The organism is Bradyrhizobium sp. WSM1417, from assembly GCF_000515415.1.
Classification (GTDB): domain Bacteria; phylum Pseudomonadota; class Alphaproteobacteria; order Rhizobiales; family Xanthobacteraceae; genus Bradyrhizobium.
The window spans coordinates 3,288,726-3,306,125 of sequence record NZ_KI911783.1; the positions used below are offsets into that span (position 1 = coordinate 3,288,726).

The 17,400-nt window shown below is 63.4% G+C and carries 18 protein-coding genes; 6 read left to right on the forward strand and 12 right to left on the reverse strand.

The features are described from left to right. Positions 1 to 77 precede the first annotated feature (77 nt). On the forward strand, positions 78 to 1,025 hold the full coding sequence (locus BRA1417_RS0115885) for an ABC transporter substrate-binding protein (RefSeq protein WP_027516591.1): 948 nt from the start codon (positions 78 to 80) through the stop codon (positions 1,023 to 1,025). Positions 1,026 to 1,180: 155 nt separating this feature from the next. Here BRA1417_RS0115885 and BRA1417_RS40535 read toward each other — a convergent pair whose 3' ends face one another. Together BRA1417_RS40535 and BRA1417_RS0115895 are read right to left on the reverse strand one after the other, a co-directional pair. Further along, positions 1,181 to 1,498 (reverse strand): hypothetical protein, encoded by a 318-nt coding sequence (locus BRA1417_RS40535; RefSeq protein WP_035968563.1) that lies wholly within the window; start codon positions 1,496 to 1,498, stop codon positions 1,181 to 1,183. Positions 1,499 to 1,802: 304 nt separating this feature from the next. Next, a complete protein-coding gene (locus BRA1417_RS0115895) occupies positions 1,803 to 3,065 on the reverse strand; it encodes a L,D-transpeptidase (RefSeq protein ID WP_245286239.1) in 1,263 nt (420 codons plus the stop codon). A gap of 198 nt (positions 3,066 to 3,263) precedes the next feature. Here BRA1417_RS0115895 and BRA1417_RS0115900 point away from each other — a divergent pair, with 198 nt between their 5' ends. Beyond that, the gene (locus BRA1417_RS0115900) at positions 3,264 to 4,469 is read left to right on the forward strand and encodes a transglycosylase SLT domain-containing protein (protein WP_027516593.1); all 1,206 of its coding nucleotides are present in this window, start codon (positions 3,264 to 3,266) and stop codon (positions 4,467 to 4,469) included. Between the two features lie 254 nt (positions 4,470 to 4,723). Here the strand turns inward: BRA1417_RS0115900 and BRA1417_RS0115905 are convergent, their stop codons facing one another. From BRA1417_RS0115905 to BRA1417_RS0115915, 3 genes are all read right to left on the reverse strand, one after another. Then, entirely contained in the window at positions 4,724 to 5,074 is a 351-nt protein-coding gene (locus tag BRA1417_RS0115905) for a hypothetical protein (RefSeq protein ID WP_027516594.1), read from the reverse strand. 424 nt (positions 5,075 to 5,498) lie between these two features. Further along, on the reverse strand, positions 5,499 to 5,780 hold the full coding sequence (locus tag BRA1417_RS0115910) for an HGGxSTG domain-containing protein (protein WP_027516595.1): 282 nt from the start codon (positions 5,778 to 5,780) through the stop codon (positions 5,499 to 5,501). Next, positions 5,777 to 6,433 carry a hypothetical protein gene (locus BRA1417_RS0115915; RefSeq protein WP_027516596.1) on the reverse strand — a complete coding sequence of 219 codons (657 nt, stop codon included), beginning with the start codon at positions 6,431 to 6,433 and terminating at the stop codon, positions 5,777 to 5,779. Before BRA1417_RS0115915 ends, BRA1417_RS0115910 begins: the two co-directional genes overlap by 4 nt. A 435-nt stretch (positions 6,434 to 6,868) precedes the next feature. Between BRA1417_RS0115915 and BRA1417_RS0115920 the strand changes: the two genes are divergently transcribed. After that, the gene (locus tag BRA1417_RS0115920; protein WP_027516597.1) at positions 6,869 to 7,843 is read left to right on the forward strand and encodes a tripartite tricarboxylate transporter substrate binding protein; all 975 of its coding nucleotides are present in this window, start codon (positions 6,869 to 6,871) and stop codon (positions 7,841 to 7,843) included. On the opposite strand, the gene BRA1417_RS0115925 is transcribed toward BRA1417_RS0115920, so the two are convergent. Next, positions 7,830 to 8,315, reverse strand: coding sequence for an NUDIX domain-containing protein (locus BRA1417_RS0115925; protein ID WP_027516598.1), 486 nt, complete (start codon positions 8,313 to 8,315; stop codon positions 7,830 to 7,832). The genes BRA1417_RS0115920 and BRA1417_RS0115925 overlap by 14 nt on opposite strands. Before the next feature lie 99 nt (positions 8,316 to 8,414). Between BRA1417_RS0115925 and BRA1417_RS0115930 the strand changes: the two genes are divergently transcribed. Continuing rightward, positions 8,415 to 9,539 carry a DUF1236 domain-containing protein gene (locus BRA1417_RS0115930; RefSeq protein WP_027516599.1) on the forward strand — a complete coding sequence of 375 codons (1,125 nt, stop codon included), beginning with the start codon at positions 8,415 to 8,417 and terminating at the stop codon, positions 9,537 to 9,539. 50 nt (positions 9,540 to 9,589) lie between these two features. Here BRA1417_RS0115930 and BRA1417_RS0115935 read toward each other — a convergent pair whose 3' ends face one another. Then, positions 9,590 to 10,546, reverse strand: a complete 957-nt coding sequence (locus BRA1417_RS0115935) for a lytic transglycosylase domain-containing protein (RefSeq protein WP_027516600.1) — start codon at positions 10,544 to 10,546, stop codon at positions 9,590 to 9,592. Positions 10,547 to 10,728: 182 nt separating this feature from the next. Here BRA1417_RS0115935 and BRA1417_RS0115940 point away from each other — a divergent pair, with 182 nt between their 5' ends. Continuing rightward, entirely contained in the window at positions 10,729 to 11,763 is a 1,035-nt protein-coding gene (locus tag BRA1417_RS0115940) for a L,D-transpeptidase family protein (protein ID WP_027516601.1), read from the forward strand. Here BRA1417_RS0115940 and BRA1417_RS0115945 read toward each other — a convergent pair. The 3 genes from BRA1417_RS0115945 to BRA1417_RS0115955 all read right to left on the reverse strand — a co-directional run bounded on the left by BRA1417_RS0115945 (position 11,760) and on the right by BRA1417_RS0115955 (position 14,308). Then, positions 11,760 to 12,035, reverse strand: coding sequence for a hypothetical protein (locus BRA1417_RS0115945; RefSeq protein ID WP_027516602.1), 276 nt, complete (start codon positions 12,033 to 12,035; stop codon positions 11,760 to 11,762). The genes BRA1417_RS0115940 and BRA1417_RS0115945 overlap by 4 nt on opposite strands. A 79-nt stretch (positions 12,036 to 12,114) precedes the next feature. After that, positions 12,115 to 12,972 (reverse strand): VOC family protein, encoded by an 858-nt coding sequence (locus BRA1417_RS0115950; RefSeq protein WP_027516603.1) that lies wholly within the window; start codon positions 12,970 to 12,972, stop codon positions 12,115 to 12,117. Positions 12,973 to 13,117: 145 nt separating this feature from the next. Next, complete coding sequence (locus BRA1417_RS0115955; RefSeq protein WP_027516604.1) at positions 13,118 to 14,308, reverse strand: urate hydroxylase PuuD; 1,191 nt, start codon at positions 14,306 to 14,308, stop codon at positions 13,118 to 13,120. A 234-nt stretch (positions 14,309 to 14,542) separates the two neighbouring features. On the opposite strand from BRA1417_RS0115955, the gene BRA1417_RS0115960 reads away from it, so the two are divergent. Further along, positions 14,543 to 15,877, forward strand: a complete 1,335-nt coding sequence (locus tag BRA1417_RS0115960) for a sorbosone dehydrogenase family protein (RefSeq protein WP_027516605.1) — start codon at positions 14,543 to 14,545, stop codon at positions 15,875 to 15,877. 164 nt (positions 15,878 to 16,041) lie between these two features. Here the strand turns inward: BRA1417_RS0115960 and BRA1417_RS0115965 are convergent, their stop codons facing one another. Together BRA1417_RS0115965 and BRA1417_RS0115970 are read right to left on the reverse strand one after the other, a co-directional pair. Then, the gene (locus tag BRA1417_RS0115965) at positions 16,042 to 16,842 is read right to left on the reverse strand and encodes an SDR family NAD(P)-dependent oxidoreductase (protein WP_027516606.1); all 801 of its coding nucleotides are present in this window, start codon (positions 16,840 to 16,842) and stop codon (positions 16,042 to 16,044) included. 1 nt (position 16,843) lies between these two features. Continuing rightward, the gene (locus tag BRA1417_RS0115970) at positions 16,844 to 17,398 is read right to left on the reverse strand and encodes a carboxymuconolactone decarboxylase family protein (RefSeq protein WP_027516607.1); all 555 of its coding nucleotides are present in this window, start codon (positions 17,396 to 17,398) and stop codon (positions 16,844 to 16,846) included. Positions 17,399 to 17,400 lie beyond the last annotated feature (2 nt).

Sequence of the window (17,400 nt, forward strand, 5' to 3'; positions counted from 1 at the left end):
CGCCGCGCCATCATGTTCATTCCGTCACGGCAACTGGTCGCCGCGCCGGAGCTTCAAACAGACCAGGGAGGAAGCCAATGTTGAAGTCGATCTCGTTTGCCGGCGCCGCGATGGCGCTCGTCCTGAGCTCCGCGCCCTCCGGCGCCAAGGAGCTCAAGTCGATCGGCGTTTCGCTGGGCTCGCTCGGCAATCCGTTCTTCGTCGCGTTGTCGAAGGGCGCCGAGTTCGAGGCCAAGAAGACCAACCCCAACGTGAAGATCACCACCGTCGGCTTCGAATATGATCTCGGCAAGCAGGTCACCCAGATCGACAATTTCATTGCCGCCGGCGTCGACTTGATCCTGCTCAATCCCGGCGATCCCAAGGCGGTCGGCCCGGCGATCAAGAAGGCGCAGGCCGCCGGCATCGTCGTCGTTGCCGTCGACACCGCGGCCGAAGGCGCCGACGCCACGGTGACCACCAACAACGTCCAGGCCGGCGAGATCTCCTGCCAGTACATCGTCGACAAGCTCGGGGGGAAGGGCGACGTCATCATCGAGAACGGCCCGCAGGTCTCCGCGGTGATCGATCGCGTCGTCGGCTGCAAGAACGTGTTCGGCAAGAACCCCGGCATCAAGGTCCTGTCCAACGACCAGGACGGCAAGGGCTCGCGCGAAGGTGGCCTCACGGTGGCGCAGGGTTATCTGACCCGCTTCGCCAAGATCGACGCCATCTTCGCCATCAACGATCCGCAGGCGATCGGCACCGACCTCGCGGCGCGCCAGCAGCAGCGCACCGGCATTATCATCACCGCGGTCGACGGCGCACCCGACATCGAAGCAGCGCTCAAGGATCCGCAGGCGGCGCAGATCCAGGCCTCCGCCTCGCAGGACCCGTTCTTCATGGCCCGCCGCGCCGTGCAGGTCGGCGTCAACATTCTCAACGGCCAGAAGCCGGCTTCCACCGTCGAGCTGCTGCCGTCGAAACTGGTGACGCGCGACAATGTCAAAGACTACAAGGGCTGGACCTCGGATCGGTCGCAGTAGCGCGCGGGAGACGGCCGGCGCCGGGTGCGGCGCTGGCCGGCTTAGGTAGTGCGGTAGTAGCTAGGCATACAGCGCTATCCGCTGCTTGCGATCGCCAAGCAATTTGTGACCCCAAACGGACATTTGGACTCGCCGCCGACTGAGCGCTAACGGCTCTATTTTGGAGCGCCGGTCTGGCTACCCGAACCGGTGGTCTGTTCACTTTCCGGCCGGCCCGGAGGGTGCGCAGAGGCGCCTGGCTTGTCTTGATCTGCCACGAACCCGGACTGTCCGGAATTGCGTGTCTTGAGCCCCTTGTCTGCATCACGCTGCATCTGCTCGTTGGGCTCGCTAGTCTTGAGCCCACTGTCTACACCACGGTGCATCTCCTCCTTGGTTTGCTCACTAGGTGCGGCCTTTTGCTGTTGGGCCGCTGCTTGGAAGGCAATCGCGCTTCCGGCAACGACTATCATCGCGAGAGTTGCTGTTCGCATGCTTTCCTCCAGTGTGTTGCCCCGTCTCGCTAAACGCGCGGACTTCCCGGTGTTTCCTAGCTCCGATTGTTATTTCAAAAGGTACGCCGAACGATTGGATGGGATGGGCTCGGCATGGGTGATGTCCGCTCCCGGTGCTCAAGCGCAAGTAAGCAGCCGGGCTGCCGAAAGGCCGCTTGTGACCATTAGCGGACCTCGCGCCGCTTTGGCTCAGGTGCGGACATCAAGTTGCACCAGAATTGCGGTCGGACAATTCCACCGGGTTTCGCAGCGGCATCGTGTGTTGGTGGGTTGCGCCGCGGCGTCAATGCGTTACTACGATGAAATCCGTGTCTTTTCCCGTCTCCTGGCTAATTCCGTTGTCGGAAACGATCAACGAAGAGGCCGGCGTCAGGAGTTCAGAGATCTTCTCAACCGTATCCTGGGGCATTTCGATGCGGTTGAGCGCAGCGTTGGCTTTGTCGGGTAACGGTTCCGGCGCGGTTTGCTTCGCGGGCGCTTCTCGCCGTATCGTGGCAGCTTCGGACATGCGGGGCAATTCCTCTGGAATCGACACGACGCTCCAGCGAATAGCCGTTCCCTCCTTCTGGAATTCCATCGCGGTAAACACGTGCGTTCCCAGCGGCTCCTCCGGATTTTCGATCTTGACCGGGACATCAAACAGCGGCGTGAAGCCCTGACGCACGAACAGCTTGCTCAACTTGCGACTGACGAAGATGGAGATCGGGACGATTTTTTTAGGCACGCTTGCAGCGGGAGCCGAGCCGGGCTCCTGGAGACTGGCGGCTTCTGCAGTCTCGGCGTTTGACACCAGTGATCGCTGCGTTGCCGCGGCTGCATCGATGCTCTTGGTTGCGACGGTGGCACTCTGGAATTCGGACGAACCGGACGCGGCTTTCGGCTGAAATAGATGCGGATTGGCTATCTCGACCGGCTGGACATCACCATGCGCAATGATCACGCGGGTGCCGCGCTTCGTGAGATGCCAGACTCGAACGGCAAAATCATTCTTCAAACGGATGCAGCCGTGCGAAGCTGGATGCCCAGGCACGACACCGGCGTGCAACGCGATCCCTGACCAGGTGATGCGTTGCATGTAGGGCATGGGGGCGGCGCTATAAATATTTGAACGGTGCCATCGTTCTTTGCTGATGACGCTGAACACGCCGAGGGGCGTCGGATGCCCCTCCATTCCCGTGGACACCGAAGAGCGTGCAATCAGGGCCCCATTGTCAAAAAGCGAGACCCGTTGGTCTGCTATCGAGATGATGATCTGGAGCGGGCCCTTCGGAAGGGGCTCGGGCCGAACGTTCTTCGCCGTTTGAGAGTTTGTCTGCCGGTGGTGGTGCTTGTCTTTGTACGGAGCGTATTGGCTTCGCCAGAACGTGTGTTGGGGTCCAAGCAGAAATTGAGCGTGTGCGATCCCCGCAGGGAGCATGAAAATGGCGAGTACAGCGGTTGTTATCGCGCGCTGCATTGCTGGTAATTCCTTAACGAGCATCGCCCGCCCGTAGGCGCGATTCCATCGTTTCGAGACGATGCGCGAAGCCGAAGCCTGATGCGTCATCCTGACAGCGCACCAAGCCTCTCCTCCAAATCTGGTCGCAGTGGGTCGAAAATTGGACCGTACTCACAATTACCGTGGGAGTTGCCGCTGAGACGGGCGCGATTGCTTGTGATCGACGCGTTGCAATCGGGCAACACGCTTCGGAAAAATTGACGAGCGGCCGTTCGCGCCATTGCGCGGCCCACATTGATTCCAAGAATGAGCCTCTTCGCATGCTTGGCTTTTCTACACGGCTCCGGTGGAGCCTATGGGGGCGACGGCATCATGAACCCGCGGCGATTTGCGATAGTGGCGCCGACGTTTTGCGGAACGGTCGTTCTCGCGGGGTGGATCGTTGGCTGGCTGGCTGGCTTGGGTCCGGCCGGCTCCGAGAACGCCCGCGCAGTGACAGTCCAGGACCGCGCAGCATCTCTCGCCGCCACCGCGAGGCTCCCGGATGAACCGCAAGCAATCGCAATGGGCAACACCGGACCCGCGAACGCCGCTGTCGCTAGCGCCGAGGTGGCGACGGCCGCTGAGCCCGCGGCGGTGACGGCCACCGACACGACGGCGGCCTCGGACAAATCGGAATCGATCGTCCTGGCCGCGTTGCCCGATCCGTCGCAAACGCTGTCGGCCGATTTATCGCCTGTGCAGGGCTCGGTGGACTTGGGCCACCACGATGTCGCCCAGCCGGCGCCGACCACGTGCGGTGCATCCGGCGGTGCCTCCAGCACGGGGCCGCAGGACTTCCGGTATCTCATTTGTTATGTCTGGTCCGAACTGCCGCCTGCCGAGAAGCCGGCGGCGATCGTCTTGCGTTCGTTCAAGGACATCCCGGTCGGAACGCCGGTGGAAGAGATCAAGCGCGCGTCCGACGCTTTCGGTCTGGATTTCAATTTCATGAAGGCCGTGGCCAAGGTCGAGTCCGGTTTCGACCCCAAGCAGCGCACCGGGTCGTATATCGGGCTGTTCCAGCTGAGCAAATACGAGTTCAGAAAATTCGGCTCCGGAGACATTCTTAATCCCCGCGATAATGCCGTTGCGGCAGCCTACAAGGTCATCACGGAAGGCATTCTATTCCAGTGGGTGACGCGCAGGAAGCCAGACTTGAACGATCTTTACCTGATCCATCAGCAGGGCTGGGAAGGCGCCGCGGAGCACCTCAGCCAACCCAATCGCATCGCCTGGAAATCGATGTGCGCCACCGGCGAAGGCAGGGAGAAGGGCGAAAAATGGTGCAGGCGCGCGATCTGGGGCAATACGCTTCCGGCCGTCAAAGAGGCGTGGAAATCCGTGGAGAAGCTGACGTCGGAGGCGTTCGTCGGAATGTGGCGCGAGCGGGTCGCTCATTTCCAATCGAAATACATGGGCACCGCAACCGCCGACGCCGAGCGGGCGCAGGCACCAGTGAATGTTCGTTGAGTGGCTAGCAGGAGTTGCCGCACCCGCGGCGAGCGGGGTTTCACCGTCGCCGGTCGCGCGGATGCACTTTACATCGTCAACGACGCGCTCGGGTCGTTCCTGCTGCTAGCGAGGTGATCGATCAGGTGCCGGTGTCTGCTTGTGGCCCGAAGGCGAAGTGTCCGGCACGCCGCCAGCAAGGGCCATAGCGGACATCGAGAATACGTGGGCAAATCGACACGAATGACCCGAAGCGGAGCACCTTGAAAGTGAAGTCAAGTCATGATGCCAGGCATGAAGCATCGGACGCGCGGATGGCCGTCTATGTAATGCCTCCAGACCATTGTACGGCCGAAGCGGTTTGGTTCTGTGACAACCGCACCCTCAGGTACGAGCACCCATTCGCCGTCAATGAGGACGCGGTAACGGCCCCGACTGGACTCCCAATCGGCATCGGACACGATGTAGCCATCGGCATCGGTACAGCACTTTCCAAATTCGCTCTGCAAGCTTTCAAACCACGACTTCAGCGGAGAGTGGTCGTATCGGCCATCGTCGCGTGCAAGGACCGGCGTCAGTAGCAACGCTGAACCCAGCAACGATGCCGCAAGTTTCGCTGGAAACATCTGTTTGCCTCCGCGATATTCGCCGGCCGATCCGCTGGCTTGGTGCGGCTTAGGCTGGCAACCCGGAAACCGAGTCCGTTGCAACTGCCGCTGACGAGTGACGATAGCTACAATCGCTCGATGCTGTGATGGGACAGTTCATTCCCATCGCCCATTGACGTGAGTCCGGCAATTCGAGCGAAGGTTCAAACACGACAACGCTTCAATTAAAGGTCAGTGCAGCTGCTTCTTTGCCTAGCTTGCCCCTTTGGCCGACCTCCAGGCTGGCGCCGAGCTTGTCCGCTCAGGACGGCGCAGCCGACCAAAGCCATCACAGACTTGTGGAAATGACCCACGGTGCATGAGTCTGCAGGGCATCTGTTGCGGATCGCCGCAACCGCGTTCGTCGACAACGATTGCGATCTATGGTGGTCGCCCGCAACGTCTATTCGGCAATCAACGACAGCTCCCCAAGTAGCTTCAACGCATCATCCAGCACCTCCCGGTCCTGCCGTCGTTCAGCGGCCGAATCACGCGTGAATGCGCCGTGCGTTCGTGCATTCTGATTTCCTTTCGGCGCGCCCGATCTCCGTGCCCCGCCGTGCATGCGGCAGCGGGCCTTGCCGTGCAGCGCCGGCGCGCGGCAGGCAGTGCCGCTTCGCGTCTCGGCGCCACAGCGCGGGCTCGTCCACATCGCGCAAGTGTTGCGGATGTGATCGCCGCTCATGCGCTGGCGCCTTGCCTCGATTCCGCCTGTTCGCATTCGCCGGCCTCGCGCGGCGGGACCGTTCCAGCGGCCGTCGCAACGTTCGGCTCCGCCACAATCATGCTCGCGTGTTGCGTCACGTTGCCCACGATCGCCCTGCCGCCATCCTGCACCGACAAATTCCGGACCGTGATCGCACGCTCGCCGTTGTTGCGGTGGCGGCTGAGTGCCTCGATCTGGCTTGCGAAGGTGCGGGCCAGCCGGGTCAGCGCGCGTGTGAGGCTCTCCTGCTGCGGAATGTCGTCGGTGAGGGCGAGGCGGCAGGCGGAGCGCATGGCCGCGGCGTGAACGGACACCATCTGCACCGCGAGCATGGCCTCGATCGAGTCCTTTGGCGCGATGCTCTTCACCAGCGAGATCATGAAGGCGAGATTGGCTTCGTCGGGTTTCCGTCCGGTCATGCTGGCCTTCACCAATTGCCTGAGCAGACCATGGAGCGCGTCACTGTCGGCGGCGCCGAGCGCTTCGGCCAGCAGCCGTTCGCCGGCTTGCGGGTCGGCATGGAGGATCGCAATCCGCCGCTTGTAGAGCTTGACCCGCGGGCTTGCGGCGGAGCCGCTGCGATCGTTTGCCGCAACCGGCGGCGTGCTGTGGCGTTTGGCAGATGTCGTCATGTGCTGTGTCCTTTGCCCGCGCGGGCGCGTTGCGCGCGACATCGATCGCTCGCTGCGCGCCTGCGGGATTTTCGAGATGTCGATGAAGGGCTTACGCGCAATCGCCGCGAGGCCCCCGGGGGTCGGGCGGCGTGGACGCTGGCGATTGTTGCGATGATGGCATTCTGCCGGTGTTTTGCCCGACGAGTCAAACGAACATTGCGAAGCGCGCAATCCTCGTTCGTCCAAGTCCTCGTTCGTGCAAGTGCTTGATCTTGCAAGCGTCGGCTACTGTGCATGGGGTTGTTTTCGCGTTTTTTGTTTCGAAGCGGCTCCGACCTGCCGCGCGACGGAATGCCAGCCTGCAAACGCGATTGCGAAATCCGGCGCGCCCGCTCATCATGATCTGCGAATGCGCCGCGTCATGGCGGCGCGAGGCGTCTGGGGAGAGAACGAATGCAACGAATGCTTCGCCTGCTGGCGATCGTCGCCGGATTGTGCGCGACGACCGGGGCCGTCGCGCAAAAATATCCGGTGCGGCCGGTCAAGATCATGGTCGGCTTCAGCGCGGGCGGCCCGGTCGACGTCGTCGCGCGCATCGTCGCCGATCGGCTGGGCAACAAGCTCGGACAAGCCTTCGTGGTCGAGAACCGCGCCGGCGCCAACGGCATGATCGCCGCCGAAGGCGTCGCGCATGCGGAAGGCGACGGCTACACGATGCTGGCCTGCAACTCGTCCACGATCACGCTCAACAAGACGCTGTTCAAAGATATCCGCTACGACCCGGAAAAAGACTTCGCGCCGCTCACCACCGTCGTGTCGGCGCCGCTCGTGCTCGTGGTCAATCCGGAGAACCCCAAGACGGCCAACATCAACACCGTCGCCGATCTCGTCGCCGCGGCCAAGGCTGCACCCGGCGCGCTTGCCTACGGCTCGGGCGGCAACGGCAACCTCGCCCATCTCGCCATGGAGCTGCTCAGCCAGAAGGCGGGCGTCAAGATGATCCACGTGCCCTATCGCGGCGGTGCTGCGTCCGAGGTCGGCATCCTCGCGCAGGAGGTCCTGGCGGTGTTCGATCCCCTGTCCGCCGTGCCGCTGGTGAAGGCCGGCAAGCTGCGCGCGCTCGCGGTGTCCTCAGCCGAGCGGCTGCCCGCGCTGCCGGATGTGCCGACCGTTGCGGAAGCCGGCTATCCCGGTTTCGACATCTCGTTCTGGGTCGGCTTCTTCATGCCGAAGGCAACGCCCGCGCCGACGCTCGAGATGCTGCACCGGGAGATCGTCGCCGCCGCCGACGATCCGGTGTTACGGGAGCGGCTGGAGACGCAGGGCGTCGTCAGCGTGCTCAGCCCGGCCGACTACGCCGCCAAGATCGCGAAGGAGACCAGGGAGCTCGCCGAAGTCGTGGCGGCCGCGAATATCAAGGCGGAGTAGGGCGTCTGCTTGGCGTGCTGCCGGCCACCTCAGCCAGCCGCTCGAGCAGAGGCCGCTGTCCTGCGTTGATCTTCTCGTGCGCTGCTGCGAGCGTGAACCATTCTGCGCGGTCGACCTCGGGGAAGGTCTGACGCTTGCCGCTGCGCGGCGGCCATTCCACCTCGAAACTGTTGCTGCGAATGCTGCGCAGATCGATGTCGAACTCGGCCGCGAACGCGGTGACGATCTTGCCGCCGCGCTGCTTGACCTGACCAAGCGAAGTCAGCGGCGTGGACAGCTCAAGTCCAAGCTCCTCGGCAAATTCCCGTCGCGCGGCGATGTCTGCGTCTTCTCCGTCCGCGTACTCGCCTTTCGGGATCGACCAGGCGCCGAGGTCCTTGTTGCGCCAGAACGGCCCTCCGGGATGAACGAGCAGGACCTCGATCTCCCCGCGCTTCCGATAGGCAATGATCCCGGCGCTCTTCGATGGCATCGCAGGTTCCGTGTAGGCGCATTCGCTCGGGAAAAAGTGGAACAGACGGTTTTAGCGCAGGTTAATAGCCAACGCTTCAACCGAACAAGGGAGTGAACCATGATCCGCCTGTTGGCAACGACAGCCTTAGGGCTGGTGCTGGCGAACGCCGCCTTTGCGCAATCGCCAAACACCAACACCAAGTCCGAGCAGACGCCGCAATCCCAGTCCAATTCCACAGCTCCGTCAACGACCTCGCCGTCTGGCGCAGCACAAACGCAGCAGTCGCCATCGCAACCGCAGCAATCATCAACGCCGGGAGCGTCGACACAGAATACCCAGGCGACCACTCCGTCTTCCGGGTCGGCCAATTCCAGCTCCGGGACCAACGCCACCAACAGCGCGGACACGTCCTCCCGGCCGCCCAACAGTACGGCCAACTCCAACACGGCCGGCAACCAGCCCGCCTCGCAGCAGAGCGCCAATCCGCCGGCGGCAAACGCGAACCAGGCGCAGGATCGCTCCAATCCTCCGGCGAACAACACCAATCAGGCGCAGCAGGCGCCCAATGCGTCTGGAACCAACCAAGCCCAGCAATCGCCAAACACGTCGAGCAGCAATCAGGCGCAGGACCAGCGGAACGGTGCGAATTCACAGGCCGCCGCGCGCACCGACGTCAACCTCAACAAGCAGCAGGAGACCAAGATCAGCGCGTCCATCTCCCATCTCAACGTGCGGCCGCTGACCAGCGTCAACTTCTCGCTCAACGTCGGCACGGTGGTGCCGCGCGATGTCCAGCTGTCGACGCTACCGCCCGACGTGGTCGAGATCGTGCCGCAGTATCGCGGCTACAGCTTTGCGCTGGTGAAGGATGAGATCGTCGTGGTCGATCCCGCGACATACAAGATCGTCACCGTGCTGCCGTACTCGGGACAATCCACCGCGGCAACGACGACCACGCGTGAGCGCAGCGCCAGCAAGTTTTCGGATCGCGATCGCGAAGTGATCCGCAAGCATGCGAAGACCCGCACCGAGGGACGGAGCGAACGACAGACCACCGGCAGCACTGCGCGGTCCGAGATTCACGTTGGTGACCGCGTTCCCGAGAGTGTCGAGGTCGAGGAATTCCCGAGCACCGTCTACCGGGACGCGCCCGACTTGCGCGAGTACCGCTACATTCACCGCGATACGCGGACCTATGTCGTCGAGCCCCGCGAACGCCGCATCATCGAGGAGATCGACTAGTCCACGGTCCATCGGAAGCCGCTCCATCGAGCGGCTTCCGGATTTGCGCATCAGCCTGAAGATCGCTCGCGCGCCGCAAAACGGATGGCGCGGGCCTTCGCGCTCTTTCCCGCGGCGCGCGCGGCGATCATGCTGCGTGCCTTGCCGGGGGTGCTCTTTCGGATCAGGGACGCGAGCCGCTTGCGTGCGCGGCTGGCGGTCAATCGCGCCGCCAGCTGCTCTGCCTTGCGAATGATGGTCGTGACCGAGGGCGTCAGGTTCACCGGAACCCAGGCGACGTCTTTGGTCTTGGACAGGCTGCCGATGCCTTCGCATGGCGCCTCACGCGGCAGGTCGATCCGGATCGCGAGGGCCTCCGCGCGTTCGGTCCAGTCCTCGGCCCTGGTGCCGGTGATGATGCGGACATAGTCGCGTGTCTCACGCGGCAGCTCGCTTTCTTTGGCAAGCCATTTCTGGATCCGGCCGGGACCTGCGTTGTAGGCGGCTGCGGCAAGGCCGAGATTGCCGAAATCGTCGCGCAGCTTGCGCAGAAATTTGGCCGATGCCGGCAGCGCCTTCATCGCATCGAACGGATCATCTAGCCCGACCTCGGCGGCCGTTTCCGGCATGAACTGTGCGACGCCTTGCGCGCCGGCCTGGCTGACTTCGTTAGACTTGAAGCGGCTCTCCTGCCAGATCAGGCGTGCGAAGAACGGCACGGGGATGCCGCTGGCTTCGGCAGCGCCACGAAGCGCGTGGCAGAAGCGCTCCGTCGGCGAAACCGGCGCCTGTGCGACGGGTTCGACCGCACGCTGCGGCTCGGGTGTCTCCTCATAGGCCGCGCGCGCATTGGCCAGCTCGAGGGCCTGTACGCTTGCGAGGAACAGCTCGACCACCGGAACAAGTGGCGAGGCCTGAGTGTTTTGAAGAACGGTGTGATCGAAAGCTGATGTTTGGCGGGACGCCGACGGATCGAAGTCGCACATCAGAATCATGAACGCGGCGCAAGCCGCGACGACAAATCGCATTTGCTGGAGCAACCTCGAACTGTGGGTGAACGGCCAGCGGTGCGCCGGCGATAAGGAGTTATTAACCGAGCGATTGCGGCAAAGCTGCGGTCTCGTCGGTTCCGCCGGTGTTACTACGGTGTTCCCGCCGGGAAACTCTCTTCTCCGCGATTTTGCGGGCATGGCGAATTGGGACGAGCGAGATGATGCGGTGGATGCTTGGCGCGGTGATTTCGCTGTCGGTGATCTCTCCGGCGCTTGCGGGCAATCTCGATGCAGCAGCGGTGAATGACGCTGCGCGTCCCACAAAGCCACCTGCTAGCGACAAGCTCAACGCATCGATCGTGAAGCTTCAGATTCTGCTCGACCGTGCGCGGTTCTCGCCCGGGGAGATCGACGGCAAGCTCGGCGAGAACGCGCAGAAGGCGCTGAAGGCATTCGCCGAGCAGAACGGCGTTGCATCCGACAAACCGATCGTACCGGAGCTTTGGGATAAGTTGAATGCAGCGAACGAAGGTTCTGTCCTCGTCGAATACAAGATCACGGACGCGGATGTGAAGGGCCCGTTTCTGAAGGAGCTGCCCGGCAAGCTTGATGACATGAAGCCGCTGAAGGCCCTGAGCTACACCAGTCCGCTCGAAGGGCTTGCCGAGAAATTCCACATGAGCGCAGACCTGCTTCGGACGCTCAATCCCGGCAAGTCCTTCGACAAGGCTGGAGAGACGATTACGGTTGCGAATGTCTCTGCACGAAGCGAGCTGCCAGCCATTGCGCGGCTCGAGATCGACAAGAAGAACGGCACGCTGAAAGCATTCGACGGGGGCGGCACCCTGATCGCATTCTATCCCGCGTCAATCGGAAGTCCGGATCGTCCGACGCCGAGCGGTACGCTCAAGGTCACCAGCACTCACGAGAATCCGGTCTATCACTACAACCCCGACTACAAGTTCAGAAGCGTCAAATCGAAAAAGCCGTTCGATGTTCAGCCGGGCCCGAACAATCCGGTGGGAGCATACTGGATCGGCTTATCCGCTCAGGGTTACGGCATCCACGGAACGGCGGAGCCTGACAGGGTCAGCAAGTCCGCGTCGCATGGCTGCGTCAGGCTGACCAATTGGGACGTGCGCGCGCTGGGCGAGCACGTCAAGCGCGGCACACCGGTGGTCTTCCTGGATGCGCCGACGGACTCCTCGGCCAGGCAGCAGGGAAAGTCCGGCGGCAGACGCGCCTCGAACTAATCTTTGGGAAAGTCCTTGCGCATCGCGATCTCGGCGGCATCGCCGGGCGATAGCACGGTCTGGTCGAACGCTGCTTGCGGCCTCGTCATGATATCGTAAAGCGAGATGCCCTTGATCGGCTTGCCCATGAGCTCACGGACGCAGTCGGCGAGCGTGCCGTTGTAGACGAGATAGGGCGGACCTCGATCCTTCTGCCTCTCGCCTTTCAGCGACGGCCACTTTTTCAGTTCGGCCGGCGCGTCATAGGCGATCGGCGATTTCTCTTTAAACATGCGCTTGGCCCCTGAAGGCGCGGGTAGCCCAGAAGCCTAGGGCCGCCCGGTAAAACGCTTATTAAAGAATTAGTTCAAATCAGCCGGCAACAAAGGCGAGCAGGGTGCCGTTCGCCTTGGCGGGCGGCACGCAGATCGCAGGCCCACTGCGCACCGCTGCCGAACCAAGCGCCTTCTCGGTGGCCGCGAGATCGCCGCTCACGAGCACCAGGGCAGCGCCACCGCGTTCGGAAAGACCCGCGAGCGGCACGCCGGGATAGCGTTTGCCGAGCTGCTCCAGGGTCAAGTAGACGAAGTCGGCACGATCGCCTCCGGAGGGTACGGTCACGGCGCCGTCGGCCTCGGCCTTCGGCTCACGGTCGATCAGCCGCCCCAGATGCGCGGCGTCCTTCGCGGGCTCGGGCGTCGCGATCAACGTCTGCTTGATGCGCCTGGCCGCATTGGCGTGCTTCATCAGCTCGGGAATCCACACCGTCTCGCGCGTCTTGTGCTGGCAGGCGAAAATGCGCACGCCGCCGGGCGCTTCCGCGGTCGGCCACATGAAGGTACGGAATTTCGCCGCCGACACCGTGCCATCAGGCAGCGTCACGGGCCGTTCGAAATCGGTCGGGCCGATCGGCTCCAGGCCGCGCGCGCGGATCTCCTCCGCGCCGGCGGCGGAATCGATCGCGGTGAAGGCGATGCGCTCGATGCCTTCGCCGCGCTTGTCGAGGAAGGTACGCGCCGGCGCGTTGTGCTCGGTCGCCGCGAGCACGCCGAGCAGCTCCATATAATCCGGGTCGAACATGATGGTGTAGTTGCCGGTACCCATATGTGCGCTGTGAGTGCCGCGCGGCGAGATGGCGAAGCCGAGCTGCCGGTAGTTCTCGGCGGCTTTGTCGAGGTCCTGAACCATGACGACGGCGTGGTCGATACCGATGACGTTCTTGAGGGCCACTGTTCTTTCCCCGCATGCAAATTGACTGGACCGCCGTTGGCGGCCGCCAGTCCTGTCTACGCCGGATAGGCAGTCAAGTCATTTTCAAATCGGCGGGACATGCGGAAATTCATTCCGCGAAACGCGATATCGACGCGCGATGGCGTCAGCGCGCCTGCTCGATATAGGCGGCGAGGATAGCGCGCTCCTCGCTGGTCATTTCGGTGATATTGCCCGGCGGCATCGCATTTGACCAGGCGGCGACGCGGCCGATCAGACGGATGTTGCGATGGATGTGCTCGGGCGCGTCGAGCAATATGCCCTTCGGCGCGGTCACGATGCCGGCCCAGACCGGCTCGGCGGCATGGCACATGCTGCAGCGGGACATCACGATCTCCTCGAAATCGGCAAGCGTCGGCTGCGCCCCCAGCGCGCTTGTCTTGACCTCGCGCGGGCCGGCCGCCGAGAGGAAGAGGATCGCGATCACGCCGACGGTTGCGACACCCCACACCCACCACGGCGATCTGCGTCCGGCATGACCCTCGTTGAAGAAATGACGGATCACGGGGCCGAGCGCCAGGATGATGGCGACGATAATCCAGTTGAAGCGGGTGGCGTAGAGCAGGGGATAGTGGTTGCTGATCATCAGCACGACGACAGGCAGCGTCAGATAGTTGTTGTGGACCGACCGCACCTTGCTGGTCTTGCCGAGCTTTGGATCGGGCGCCTGTCCTGCGATCAGGGCGGCCGCGATCTTCTTCTGGTTCGGGATGATCAGCGTGAAGACGTTGGCGACCATGATGGTGCCGATGATCGCCCCGATCTGGTTGAAGGCGCCGCGCCCGCTCAGCACGTGGGTGAAGGCGTAGGTCAACGCCACCAGGAACAGATAGCCGCCGATGGCGAAGGGCAGCTCGCGCTGCGCGAGCCCGGTGCGGCAAGCCGCTTCATAGAGCAGCCACGCCAGTGCGAGGCTGCAGAGGCTGAACAGGCCGGCCTGGAATGGCGTGAGGTCGAGGATCGACTTGTCGACCAGGAACAAATCGGCCTCGAGATAATACACCACAACCATCAGCGCGAAGCCGGACAGCCAGGTGGTGTAGGCCTCCCATTTGAACCAGGTCAGCTCGTCCGGCATCTGTGCGGGCGCGACCAGATATTTCATGATCCGGTAGAAGCCGCCGCCATGGACCTGCCAGGCCTCGCCCTGCACGCCGTCCGGCAGATCGCTGTCAGGCTTGAGGCTGAGGTCGAGGGCGATGAAATAGAAGGAACTGCCGATCCAGGCGATCGCTGCGACCACGTGGAGCCAGCGGAGCAGCAGGCTCGCCCATTCCGATATGATGGATCCCCACATGATCACCCCAACAGATGCGACCCCAATGCCGCAGCCTTGATGACCGCAACCGGCGGCCCGCCCTTACAATGTGTCGCACCGATCAGCCGCATTTTCCAGTACGATGGGCTGCGGCTGATGCACATCGTGCGGGCATGAGCTGACGTGGGATTCGGCAGGCATTTGTCCTGTCGCAGAACGTTTGCGCGTCGATCGGCGTTGGTGCGCCAGACGTGACGGCCGGGAGGAAGCGATTTGAAGAACAAGATTTCGTTCGTAGCGATGTCCGCCGGGTGGCTGGTCGCGGTCGCGAGCTGCGCCCAGGCGGAGCCGGTGCTGCAGGGCAAGGATGCCTACGGCGATTGGCAGGCCGACAAGCCTGGCACGGTCAGGTTGATCCGGCCGCCGGACCTGGTCAGGCCCGGCGCCACGCGGTCGGTTGCGAGCTCGTCGCGCGTGGTGCCGCGCCCGCCGGAGAGGGCGCTTCAGGTGCCGGCCGGCTTCAAGATCGAGCTGTTCGCCGAAGGGCTGCGCGCCCCGCGCATTGTGCGCGTGGCGCCGAACGGCGATGTCTTCGTCGCCGAGACGCGCGCGGGCAACATCCGCGTGTTGCGCGCCGAAGGCGGCAAGGCCGCGACCAACGAGGTCTTCGCCAGCGGACTGCGGCAGCCGTTCGGCATCGCCTTCTTCCCAAACGGCGACAATCCGCAATGGGTCTATGTCGCCAACACCGACAGCGTCGTCCGCTTTCCCTATCAGGCCGGCGATCTCAAGGCACGTGGCAAGGCGGAGACGATCGTCGCAAGCCTGCCGCATGATGGCGGTCATTCCACCCGCGACATCGTCTTCACGCCCGATAACAAGCGCATGCTGGTGTCGGTCGGCTCGCTCAGCAACGTCGCCGAGGGCATGGGCACGCCGCCGGGTGGCTTGGAAGCCTGGTCGAAAGCGCAGCCGCTCGGTGCGGCCTGGGCGAGCGAGACCGAGCGCGCCACGGTGCTCGCCTTCACCCCCGAGGGCAAGGAGCGGAAGATCTACGCCACCGGCATCCGCAACTGTGTCGGTCTTGCGATCCAGCCGCAGACCGGGCTGCCCTGGTGCTCGACCAACGAGCGCGACGGGCTCGGCGACGATCTCGTGCCTGACTATGTGACGAGCGTGAAGGAGGGCGCGTTCTACGGTTGGCCGTGGTTCTATATCGGCGGCAACGAAGACCCGCGCCACGCCGGCGCGCGGCCGGACCTCAAGGACAAGGTAACGGTGCCCGATGTGCTGGTGCAGCCGCACTCGGCCTCGCTCGGCATGACCTTCTATCAGGGCACGCAGTTTCCATCCGAATACCAGGGCGATGCTTTCGCGGCCGAGCACGGCTCCTGGAACAGGTCGAAGCGCACCGGCTACAAGGTGATCCGAATCCGGATAAAGGACGGCAAGCCGACCGGCGAGTATGAGGATTTCGTCACGGGATTCGTGGTGAGCGATACCGAGGTGTGGGGGCGGCCGGTCGGTGTTGCCGTGGCAAAGGATGGCTCGCTGCTGGTGTCGGAGGACGGCAACGGGACGATCTGGCGGGTGACGCATTCGCGCTGAGCGAGCTCTCTTCGCCTCTCCCCGCGTGCGGGGAGAGGCCGGAATTTGCGAGAGCAAATTCCGGGTGAGGGGGCCCTCCGCGAGTCCGCTCTCACCGTTTGCGCGGAAGCAGCCCCTCACCCCAACCCTCTCCCCGTAAGAACGGGGAGAGGGAGAAGAAGTGCTCACCCCCGTCTCACACTCGCTCCGCCATCCACCGGCAACGTCACACCCGTGATGAAATTCGCCTCGTCCGAGGCCAGGAACAGCGCGGCATTCGCGACGTCCCAACCAGTGCCCATCTTCCTGCGCAGCGGCACCTTGCTGTCGCGTTCGGCTTCGACTTCGGCGCGGGTCTTGTGCCATTCGCGGGCGCGGGTGTCGACGGCCATCGGTGTGTTCATCAGGCCCGGCAGGATGACGTTGGCGCGGATGCCGTGTTCGGCGTTCTGATAGGCGAGCTGTTCTGTGAACGCGATCATCGCCGACTTCGTCGCCTTGTAGGCGACGTACGGGTAGGTCGTGATCGCCGCCATCGAGGAGATGTTGATGATCACGCCGCTGTTCTGCGCGCGCATGATCGGGATCACCTCTTTCGCCGCCCAAATGCAGCTCTTCAGATTGATGGCGACGACGCGGTCGAACGCCTCTTCGGTGATTTGCAGCAGCTCGGCGTCGCCGCCGGACAGGCTGACGCCGACATTGTTGTGCAGCACGTCGATCCGGCCCCAGCGCGCCTGCGCCTCCGCGATCATCGCCTTGATGTCGGCGGACTTTGTGACGTCGGCCCTGAACGCCGCGGCGGTGCCATGCTTCGCGGCGATCATGGCGGCGGTTTCCTGCGCCGATTCCAGATGATGATCGACGCACAACACCTTGGCGCCCTCGCGCGCGAAGGTCAGCGCCGTGGCGCGGCCGTTGCCCATGCCTTCGCCGGGACTCTGGCCGGCGCCCACGACGATCGCAACCTTGTCCTTCAAGCGCATGTCAGTTCACTCCCGGGATCGGGTACTGCTGGAGTACCTCTTTGTAATATGGCTCGTTGTCGATCTTCATGGTGGCGAGCACGCGCACCACGCCGCAATAGAAGGCGATGGTCAGCACGAGGTCGACCATGTGCTCGTCCGAGAGATGCTGTTTGATCTCGGCAAAGGTCGCATCCGACATCGCGAGTTCGCGTACCATCTCGCGGGCACCTCTCAGGATCGCCTTGGCCTGCGGCTCGAGCGTCGAGGGCTTGCCCTCGGTCTCCGCCATCAGGCCGGCGATGTCATCGTCGGTGACGCCGAACTCCCTGCCGATCTTCACGTGGTGAGTGAACTCGTATTCCGATTTCTCCATCCAGCCGACCTGGAGGATCGCAAGCTCCCGCAGGCGCGGGTCGAGCTTGCTCTTGAAGCGGATGTAGCCGCCGATGCCGTTGAAGGCGCGCGCCATCTCCGGCGAGTTGACCAGCAGCTTGTGCAAATTGGTGTTGCGCTTGAGCATGTCGCGATATTCGGGCGCGACCTGGTCGGCCTCGAGATAGGGCAGGCGGGCCATCC